Annotated in this window: 9 protein-coding genes; 3 read left to right on the top strand and 6 right to left on the bottom strand. The window is 70.3% G+C overall.

What is annotated here, in order from left to right:
* A partial coding sequence (locus ETD85_RS56800) for a serine/threonine-protein kinase (protein ID WP_138698147.1) occupies positions 1-852 on the bottom strand: 852 nt, incomplete at its 3' end.
* Positions 853-1,590: 738 nt separating this feature from the next.
* Here ETD85_RS56800 and ETD85_RS56795 point away from each other — a divergent pair.
* Positions 1,591-2,475 (top strand): alpha/beta fold hydrolase, encoded by an 885-nt coding sequence (locus ETD85_RS56795; protein ID WP_138698146.1) that lies wholly within the window; start codon positions 1,591-1,593, stop codon positions 2,473-2,475.
* A gap of 22 nt (positions 2,476-2,497) precedes the next feature.
* On the opposite strand, the gene ETD85_RS56790 is transcribed toward ETD85_RS56795, so the two are convergent.
* From ETD85_RS56790 to ETD85_RS56775, 4 genes are all read right to left on the bottom strand, one after another.
* Complete coding sequence (locus ETD85_RS56790) at positions 2,498-3,421, bottom strand: hypothetical protein (RefSeq protein ID WP_138698145.1); 924 nt, start codon at positions 3,419-3,421, stop codon at positions 2,498-2,500.
* Positions 3,422-3,448: 27 nt separating this feature from the next.
* Positions 3,449-4,306, bottom strand: a complete 858-nt coding sequence (locus ETD85_RS64095; RefSeq protein ID WP_170247401.1) for a hypothetical protein — start codon at positions 4,304-4,306, stop codon at positions 3,449-3,451.
* Between the two features lie 97 nt (positions 4,307-4,403).
* Positions 4,404-4,808 carry an ATP-binding protein gene (locus tag ETD85_RS56780; RefSeq protein ID WP_170247400.1) on the bottom strand — a complete coding sequence of 135 codons (405 nt, stop codon included), beginning with the start codon at positions 4,806-4,808 and terminating at the stop codon, positions 4,404-4,406.
* A gap of 233 nt (positions 4,809-5,041) precedes the next feature.
* The gene (locus tag ETD85_RS56775) at positions 5,042-6,988 is read right to left on the bottom strand and encodes a cellulase family glycosylhydrolase (RefSeq protein ID WP_206059525.1); all 1,947 of its coding nucleotides are present in this window, start codon (positions 6,986-6,988) and stop codon (positions 5,042-5,044) included.
* 123 nt (positions 6,989-7,111) lie between these two features.
* Between ETD85_RS56775 and ETD85_RS56770 the strand changes: the two genes are divergently transcribed.
* Positions 7,112-8,152, top strand: coding sequence for a LacI family DNA-binding transcriptional regulator (locus tag ETD85_RS56770; protein WP_138698143.1), 1,041 nt, complete (start codon positions 7,112-7,114; stop codon positions 8,150-8,152).
* Between the two features lie 163 nt (positions 8,153-8,315).
* On the opposite strand, the gene ETD85_RS56765 is transcribed toward ETD85_RS56770, so the two are convergent.
* Positions 8,316-8,519, bottom strand: a complete 204-nt coding sequence (locus tag ETD85_RS56765) for a hypothetical protein (protein WP_138698142.1) — start codon at positions 8,517-8,519, stop codon at positions 8,316-8,318.
* A gap of 185 nt (positions 8,520-8,704) precedes the next feature.
* Here ETD85_RS56765 and ETD85_RS56760 point away from each other — a divergent pair, with 185 nt between their 5' ends.
* Complete coding sequence (locus ETD85_RS56760; RefSeq protein WP_138698141.1) at positions 8,705-8,908, top strand: hypothetical protein; 204 nt, start codon at positions 8,705-8,707, stop codon at positions 8,906-8,908.
* The last annotated feature ends 138 nt before the right edge of the window (positions 8,909-9,046 follow it).

Genomic DNA, 9,046 nt, shown 5'->3' with positions numbered 1-9,046 from the left:
GGTATACGAGACGGGCGTGGGACGGCGGGCGCCCGTGTGCCTGAGCGGGGTCTCGTGGGTGAGCGCGGTGAACAGGTCGCCGACGCTCGGCCGGGACGCGGGATCCTTCGCCAGGCCGGCGGCCAGCAGAGGGCGGAGGTGGTCGGGGACACCGGCCAGGTCGGGCTCATGGGTCATGATCGCGTTGAGCACCCCTGCGGCGACCGTGCCGGAGAAGGCCCGGTGCCCGGTGGCGGCGTACACCATGGTCGCCGCCCAGGCGAACACGTCGGACGCGGCCGTGGCCGGCTCTCCGTTGAGCTGTTCCGGCGCCAGGTAGGCCGGGGTGCCGATCAGGCCGGATCCCGTGGTGGAGTGGTCCAGCACCCGGGCGATGCCGAAATCGATGACGACGGGCCCTTCCTGGCCCATGATCACGTTGCTGGGCTTGAAGTCCCGATGCACGATGCCGGCCCGATGGATGGCGTCCAGCGCGACCAGGGTGGTGATCGCCAGCCGGTCCAGCCCGCCGCCGGTGCGCGGCGCCTCACTGGTTACGAGCTCGTCCAGGGACGGGCCCGGTACGTACTCGCTGACCAGGTAGGGTGCCCCGTCGGCGACCCCGGCGTCGATGACCCGCGCCGTGCAGAAGGCCGCCACGGAGCGGGCGATCTCGCTCTCGCGCAGGAACCGTTGCAGGGCGTCGGCGTCGCAGGCCGTACGGGCATGCAGGGTCTTGACGGCGACCCGCTGCCCCGAGGGGGCCTCCCCCAGATAGACGACTCCCTGCCCGCCCACGCCCAGCACCCCGATCAGCCGGTAGTCCCCGATCCGCCCGGGGTCACTCTCGGCCAGCGGGTGGGGACCAGACATGAGGCGTCGTCTCCTGGCTCAAAGGTGTCTATCAGCATGATGACAGCGGAAGCTCTGCCTATGGGAACACGAGTGCCGGGCTCTCGCATACGAGACATTGCGCCACATACCCCAGCTACTCATAAATCCCAAAACAGGACTATCGGCATGCCGAGGTACATATAACTAGATTGCTCACCTTCGGCGATATGGCATCTATAGATGCATAAATATCGATAAACACCGGCTAATGGCTGTCCTAAATTAGGCGAACCGCACCTTAGAACCCCTGTGCCCGTTACGATTCAGGCGTGCCTGGAGCAACATCCCCATCCAGTCGGCCGGCATTCCATATGGGTCGGCCGCAGCGACCCGGGCCAGCCCTCGAAGAGGAACATCGGGTCAACATGGGAGAAACCGTTGCAGGTCACAAGGGAGGATCCAGACGACATGCAGAGGCAGGTGCTGTTACTGCAGCTTGCCTTGATGCTTCTTGACTGGTACCTCAAGCACCGCGGGCTCAGCTGGCCGGCAGCCCGCTGAGCCCGCCGCAGCGGGGCCCCGAGCTCGAACGGCCAGTTGGGGATCGGGGTCTCGCGTCTTGTCCTGCGACAGGTTATCCCATGGTGTGACCGCGACCGCGTGCAGGTCGTTCGCGCAATTGCCCGCAATTCTCGGGTCTTGCGAGAATCAAGAGCACGACAGGAGAATTCAGGCCCTGCCAGCTTGCGTGGTCTTCCGGGAAGGGATGATCTGACGGTGGCCGAGGAGAAGGCGTTCGATGTCGGCCCGGCGGGGATCGAGGTGGCTTACGAGCGGCTGGGCGACCCCGGCGCGCCACCCGTACTCATGATCATGGGAGCCGGCGGGCAACTGATCAACTGGCCTGACGGCCTCTGCGCCGCGCTCGTCGGGCACGGCCTGCACCTCATCCGATTCGACAATCGCGACAGCGGCCGGTCCACCCATTTCGACGACGCGCCCGAGCCGGACATCCCGGCCGCGCTGGCCGGTGACCTGTCCTCGGTGACGTACACGCTCGCCGACCTGGCCGCCGACACGATCGGCCTGCTGGACACGCTGGAGCTGGACAGCGTTCACCTCGTCGGCGCCTCGCTCGGCGGGATGATCGCCCAGGTCGTCGCGATCGAGCACCCCGACCGGGTCAGGACGCTGACGTCGATCATGTCCACGACCAGCGACCGCATGGTGCCCCCGGCGCGTCCCGGAGGGCCGCAGCGCGTGAGCGGCCCCGCCCCGACCACCCGCGAGCTGTACGTCGAGCGGATGGTCGGCGGGGCGGGGGCGAACGGCGTCGAGACCGACCTGGCGGCGGTCCGCGCCGTGGCCGAACGCGCCTGGGACCGGGGCTGGTCCCTGTCCGGCATGCTCCGGCAGGCGGCCTCGGTCATCGGGTCGGGCGACCGTACCGGGAGACTGCGCGAGCTCGACGTGCCCGCGCTGGTGATCCACGGCGCCGCCGACGCCACCGCCGACATCGCCGGCGGGCGGTCCACCGCCGAGGCCATCCCGGGCGCCGAGTTCGTGGTCGTCGAGGGCATGGGGCACAATTTCCCGCCCAAGGTCTGGCCGGAGGTCAGCGCCCGGATCGCCGCTCTCGTCCACCGCGCGGAACGCGCCTGACCGGCGTTCGCCGCCGCGGCCGTCACGGTGCGGGCGGGCACGCCGGCGGCGTGGTGACCACGAAGAACTCCAGCCGCAGCGACTCGTCATCGGGCAGGGCTATCGCCCGCGCCTGCGGAGTCGTCGCCCAGCAGGCCGGGAGCAGGAAATACCGGTGGTTGGAGTGGATGAGCAGGCTCAGGCCGCCGTACCGGTAGCGGAACATCGCGTGCTCGTCCGGGAGCGCGGTCTCCGTGATCCCGGCGCCCTCCAGGTAGAGCCGCTGCGGCGCGTAGACGACCGCACCCGGCAGGAGCGTCGGATGCTGCCGGAAGCGGTCGGCCACGTCCTCGCCCCGTAGCTGCGCGTAGCCGGCGACCGACCACAGCAGCAGGAGCAGGAGGAGAGCCAGGAAGAGAGTACGGCGGATGACCTGATCCGTGCCGGGCCTGGCCCGCCCGGGATTGGCGACGACGCGCACGGAGGCGCTGTAGCCCAGCAGGAACACGCTCAGGCCCAGGCAGATCGGCACGACGGGCGCCCTGACGTTCAGGCTCACCCAGCCGGCCAGCCCCACGACGCCCAGCGCCACGCCCACGACCCCGAGCACGGCCAGCGCCGCCGCGACCCGCGTCGCGGCGGTCCGGTGACCGGCGACCAGGCGGATCAGCAGGGCGTGCGCCGGAAGGGCGGCAAGCAGCACGAGCAGGATCATCACCAGCGGTTCCATGGTCAGCCCGACGCTGCGCAGCACGTAGTCCTGGAACGACAGGCCCAGCATGCTGGGGTCCACGCCGAGGATGCGGTAGGTCGTATTGGTGCGTACCGAGCCGAAATACATCATCAGCGCTGCGACGAAGGTGGTCGGCGTCACGATGTGGGCGAGGACGCTCCATACGCGGGCGAAGTCCTGACCGGTCGCGGCGCCGGGCTCGTCATCACGTTCGGGCGTCTTCATGGGCTTCATGGGCGATGGGTCCGGCCCGGGCGGTTTCTAGGTCTCGTCCGGTGCGGCCGGGCCGTCATCGGTCTCCTGCGGTCCGGGCTCCTGGGTCCCCGGCTCCTCGCTGCCCGGTTCCTGGGTCCCCGGCTCCTCGCTGCCCGGCTCCTGGGTCCCCGGCTCCTGCGTCACCGTGGTGTCGTCCGTGGGCACGGGCTCGGTGCCGCCCGGAGGGGTCGGCCCGGGAGCGGGCGTCCCCGTCCCGCCGGACGGGGATCCGGCCGGTCCTGACGAAGGTGTGCTCGCCCCGCACTCGGGCAGCGTCCCGGCGGCCGGCGCCGCCGAGCACACGTCCTTGATGTACTGGTCGGTGTTCCGCCCCAGCTCGCGCAGACCCTCAAGGGCGGCCTGGGCCGTCGCGCTGTCGCCGATGGCCGCGGAGCTGACGAGCTCGGCGTGGTAGAGCAGCTCCAGCAGCTGCGGGCGGGTCTCGGCGGGCAGGTCCTCGCGAACCTGGCTCGCGGCCCGGAGCTTCTCGAGGGCCTCCTTGTGCAGGCCGAGGTTCGTCCTGGCGGCGCCCGCGCACAGCAGCGCGACGGCTCTCTTGCTGGGCGCTCGTACGTTCCGCCTGGTAGCCGCCTGCGTGAGGCTCTGATCCATCTGCTTCATCAACGCCGCGTTCTCGCCGTTCTGCAGCTTCGACTGGCACTGCCTGCACACGGCGAGCGTGGCCTCGGGTACGTCTCCGCCGCCTCCGGCCGGGACGATGTTCCCGGCCGGTTTGACGATCTGCCCCGCCGGCTGGGTGCCGACCATCTCCGGATCGGACCCGCCCGGACCGCCGGAGCACCCGCCCGCCAGCACCGCACCTGCCGCGAGCAACGCCACCACCGCCGGCCAGGATTTCGCCACGGGCTCCCCCGTCCCTCACTGGTATCGACCTCAGGTCCATACCGCGCCGGGATTCGCCCCACGCCCGTGGAATCCTCAAATCATCGTTGACCGGTGATTACTCCCTCTCCCGAGTCCCGCGGGAGGGCTCGGCGTGGTGGCGCATGCGCAAGGTCAGCCGGGAGCGTCCGTCGCGCTGTTCCACGTCGACCTCGTCGCACAGGTACTGGATGATCCACAGCCCGTACCCGCACGAGCCGGGCGGGTCGGGCATGGGGGCGGCCAGGTGCTCGGGCGTCAACGCGCCGGCCATGTCCAGCACCTCCACCGTGATCGCGTGGGCGTCGCCGCGAGTGGTGACCGTGCCGGCCGCGCCGCCGTGGTCGAGGACGTTGGTCACCGCCTCGTTGACCGCGAGCACCAGGTCGTCTAAACGGTGCCCGCGCAGTCCGCTGCTGCGGGCGTGCAGGCGCACCATGCCACGGATGCGGTCGAGATCGGCGCTGATAGGACAGCGCAACACAGTTTCCATCGTCATCGTCGAATCGCCAGCCCCGGATGGGCGTCGAGTGCGGGTGTCGCCAGAGCCTCCTTGTGCTATCCCACCCACAGATCGGCAAACGCCCGCACCACCCGGCAGGTCACCCGCCCGTGGTCAGGCGGCGTACGAGCGCCGGTGAGGCGGCGTACGAGCTGCGGTGAGACGACGGCCGAGCGCCCGTGAAGCGACGGCCGATCCGCGAGGATCGCCTGCGGTCAGGCGGGGTCGAGCTGCAGCACGATCACGCCGTAGGGCGGCAGCACGACCCCGGTGACGTCCGCGCCAGCGGCGTCGCGCAGGACGCCCGACGTGACCACCGGCGTCGCGGCCGTCTCGGCGCCGGACTGGCTGACGCACCACACGAAGATCCGGCCGTCCTCGTGGCGCATCAGCGAGGCGTTGACCAGGGGCGTGTCGAAGGAGACTGCCGGGACCACGCCCGCCGCACGGGCCAGGGCCCGGTAGAGCCGCCAGGTCGGCTCGGGGTTGGCGGCGGGAGTGACCGCCGCCATGTACTCGAAGGGGTACGTCGCCAGCACCATCGCCCCCCGCCCGACCGCGTGGCGCAGCAGCGCGGGACGGCCGTGCGCGTCGCGGGCCAGGACCTCCGCGCCCGCGGGCTCGACCGGCAGGAACGACCGGGAGTTCACCGTACCGGCCGCCGGGAAGACCAGCTCCGTGCCGGCCCGCAGGTCACCGAGGCCGGCCGTCATCGTCACCCGCACCTCGTCCTCGTGGATCGGCTCGATCAGCCCGTAGCGAGACTGCTTGCGCACGCCGAACATGCCGTCGAGGTCCGGCCACCACGGGCCGCGCTGCGTGGCGTGCACCCCGGCGAAGTACGACGCGTAGACGGTCGCGCCGTCACGTGCCCGGTCGAGCAGGGCCCGCCAGGCGGGCGCGGTGAGCTGCTTGGCCGACGGCACGAGGTACAGATCGCAGTCGCCGGGCAGGCCGTCGCTCTCCCTGGCCACCCCCACCGTCAGGTCCGCCTCGCGCGCGGCCACGTACGCCTGCCGCCCCACGTCGAAGACCACGGAGGCGTCCTCGGGCTGGGTGAAGGGATAGCGGCTGTCCAGGAACGACGACACCACCAGCGCGACCGGGGCGTCCGGGCGGCCACACCGGGCCAGATCCACCCGCCGGAGCGTCGCCGCGAAGTCGCGCACCTCCAGCGCCTGCGCCTTGGGTCGCCCGGCCGAGTCGATCAGCCCGAAGTGCATCTCGAACGGATGGTGGCGGTACGGCTCGGCCTCGTACAGGTCGTCGTAGTCGCTGTTGTTCCAGGCCAGCCAGCCCGTGGCGCCAGCGAGCAGCGTGTTGTGCATGATCTGGCGGTAGTAGTGGGCCGCGTTCGCCTCGCTGGTGTAGTCGCTGGTCAGCCCGAACTCCTCCATGATCACCGGCTTGCCGCCGATGTCGAGGAGCTCGCAGACGAAGGCCGCGCCCAGGTGCTGCCGTACGGGGTCGGTCTCCATCCGGTAGACATGCGGGCCGTGGAAGTCCACGAGACCGGCCAGATCACGCACTCTGAAGCCGTTGTCGGCGCCGGTGACCTCCACGCCCCAGGCGCCGTCGCCGACCGAGACGGGCTGGCGGCTGCCGCCCGCGCGGACCGCGTCGATCAGGATCTGCGCCCAGGCGGCGACCTCCTCGGCCTTGAGCGTGCCGACGCCGCGCGAGGGCCAGTCGCCGTAGATGGGGATCTCGTTGGTCAGCAGCCAGCCGGCGACGGCCGGGTGATCCTTGAACCGGGCGGTCAGCTCCCTGACGTACCACGCCTGGCGGGAGACGAACCAGACGTCGCCGAACAGGTCGCGGCCCTGCCGCCAGGCCGGGTCCCAGTTCTGCCCGGACATGTGGCCGACGATGAAGGTCGGGATGCTGCTCATGCCGAGGTCGAGGTGCCGGTCGAGAAAGTCCCCGAACCTGGCCACCAGGTCCTCGTCGAGGGCGTCGGGCGTCGGCATGAAGTCGGGCCAGTAGAAGAAGCTGCGCGTCACGGTCATGCCGTGGTCACGCATCGCGCGCAGCTCCTCCACGACGACCTCGGGGTCGTAGGACCGCCACATCAGCGGGCCGCCCGTCCTGGACCAGTAGTTGACGCCGATCCAGATCTGCGGGTCATCGGGCGGGCCGATCTTGGCCGATTGACGCTTCACGTACCTGACCTCACCAAATTTGGTAGAACGATTTCCATCAGCTGGCCAATCGTTCTACCTGCAAACTCGTCCGGCGGTCAACACGTACCGCTCAACCGTTCCACGGCCTGTTATCGTGAACGGATGCGCAGGAACGCGGACCAGCCGACCATCGACGACGTCGCCGCGCTGGCCGGCGTGTCACGTTCGGCGGTCTCCAAGGTGATGAACGGACGCGGCGGGATCTCCCCCAAGACCGCCACCGCCGTCCGGGAGGCCGCCGCGAAGCTGAAGTGGGTGCCCTCGGCCACCGCCGTCGCGCTACGGGGCTCCCGCACCCGGTCCGTGGGCATGGTCATCGCCCGTTCCACCGACCTCCTGGCGACCGACCCCTATTTCGCGGTGATGATCTCCGGGGCCGAGCAGGTTCTCGCGCCGCGCGGCTACGGCCTCCAGCTGCACCTGATGGGCGACGACCCCGAGGCCGAGTCGGCCACCTACCGCAAGCTGGTGCGCGAGCGGCGGGTCGACGGTTTCCTGCTGACCGAGAGCCGCATCGGCGACCCCCGCTTCGCCCTGCTGCGCGAGCTGGACCGGCCGGCCGTGCTCATCGGCATCCCCTGGCGCGACGATCCCCAGCCGCACGTGCAGTCGGCCGACCCGCTGCGCGGGATGCTCGACGCCGCACGCCATCTGCTCGACCTGGGCCATCGCCGCGTCGCCTACGTCTCGGGGCCGGACGACCGGGTGCACACCGTCCAGCGGCGCGAGACGTTCGTCGAGGCCATGCGGGCGGCGGGGGTCACGCCGGCGACCGTCGCGGCGCGGCGTTTCGACAGCCTGGAGGCCAGGACGATCACCGAAGAGCTGCTCCGGCGGCCCGACCGCCCCACGGCCATCGTCTATGCCAACGACATGATGGCGCTGGCGGGGATGGGCGCGGCACAGCGCGCCGGGATCGACGTACCGGGCGGCCTGTCCGTGGTGGGCCACGACGACCTGCCGATCGGGGCATGGCACTACCCGGCGCTGACGAGCGTGGCCCAGGATCTGGCGTCGCTGGGCGCGGCGGCGGCACTGACGCTCCTGCGCCTCCTCGGCGAGGAGCCGCCTGGGCCCATCCCGGACATCCCGCCCACCAGGCTCATCGTCCGCGAATCCACCGCCAAGGCGACTCACCAATAGAGCGACGGCACCCGTCTCGCGGAGCCCGGCCACGCAGCTCAGCGATCATCGACCTCTCGCGGGGCCCCCGACCCAGCCAGCTCAGCGATCATCGACCGCCATCGACGCCGGACGGCCACCCGCAGCAGCCCGCCATCTCCGACGCCCTGGCCGGCGTGCCTCGTCAGGCGACTTTCCGGAAGACGACGGTCGCGTGGTAGCGGCTGTGGTGCTCCCCGTCCGGCTCGGCTTCGGCGCTGAGCACGTCCAGCTCGGCACTCGCCCCGAAGAACGAGAGGGCCTGCGCCACGGCCGTCTCTCTGATCTCGTCCGGTGTTGCTCCGCTCACGATGACGCGCAGAGTCAGCGGAAACGATCGCACACTCATGGGTGATCCTCCTTCTCTGAGGGATGATCTTCTTCGAGCGTAACACCCATAGGCGAGTTATGTTCCGCGCCTAACGATCTTGGAACCTCATGGACGGCGCGGCGGATCGCCAGATCGAACAGCGGCACACCATGGTCACGTAGAGTGCGTGCCGATCACCCTTAGTTACTCTCGTGGAGGCGTCCATGAAACTCATAGGCCGTACAGCCGGTGTCCTCGCCGGTGGCGCGCTACTGATCGCAGCCCTCACCACGCCCGCCGCCGCCGACACCCTGGCGGCGGGAGGCCCGGTGGGCGCGCTGCTTCAGCCGGTGTTCGACGTGCTCAACATGCTGAACAACGCAACGTCGCTCACCACCCTTCTGCCCAGCGGCGCACTCGGCGGCTAATTAGCAGCGGCGCACACCAGCGACGTTGATCTCCGCGCGCCGGGCAGCGAGGCTCACCAGACCCGCGGCCCGGCGCGCAGCCGTTCCGGCCTGCCGCTGCTGCCTCAACACCCCCGCCCCTGTCTCTTATACACATCT

This window comes from Nonomuraea zeae, assembly GCF_005889725.1.
GTDB lineage: Bacteria > Actinomycetota > Actinomycetes > Streptosporangiales > Streptosporangiaceae > Nonomuraea > Nonomuraea zeae.
The sequence above is the reverse complement of the archived record's forward strand: the minus strand, read 5'-3'. Positions and strand labels throughout refer to the sequence as shown.

Bases quoted from the DNA above. Each gene is read 5' to 3' on its own strand.
- ETD85_RS56790 (WP_138698145.1), bottom strand. From the start codon at position 3,421: ATGAAGCCCATGAAGACGCCCGAACGTGATGACGAGCCCGGCGCCGCG.
- ETD85_RS56770 (WP_138698143.1), top strand. From the start codon at position 7,112: ATGCGCAGGAACGCGGACCAGCCGACCATCGACGACGTCGCCGCGCTG.
- ETD85_RS56765 (WP_138698142.1), bottom strand. From the start codon at position 8,519: ATGAGTGTGCGATCGTTTCCGCTGACTCTGCGCGTCATCGTGAGCGGA.
- ETD85_RS56760 (WP_138698141.1), top strand. From the start codon at position 8,705: ATGAAACTCATAGGCCGTACAGCCGGTGTCCTCGCCGGTGGCGCGCTA.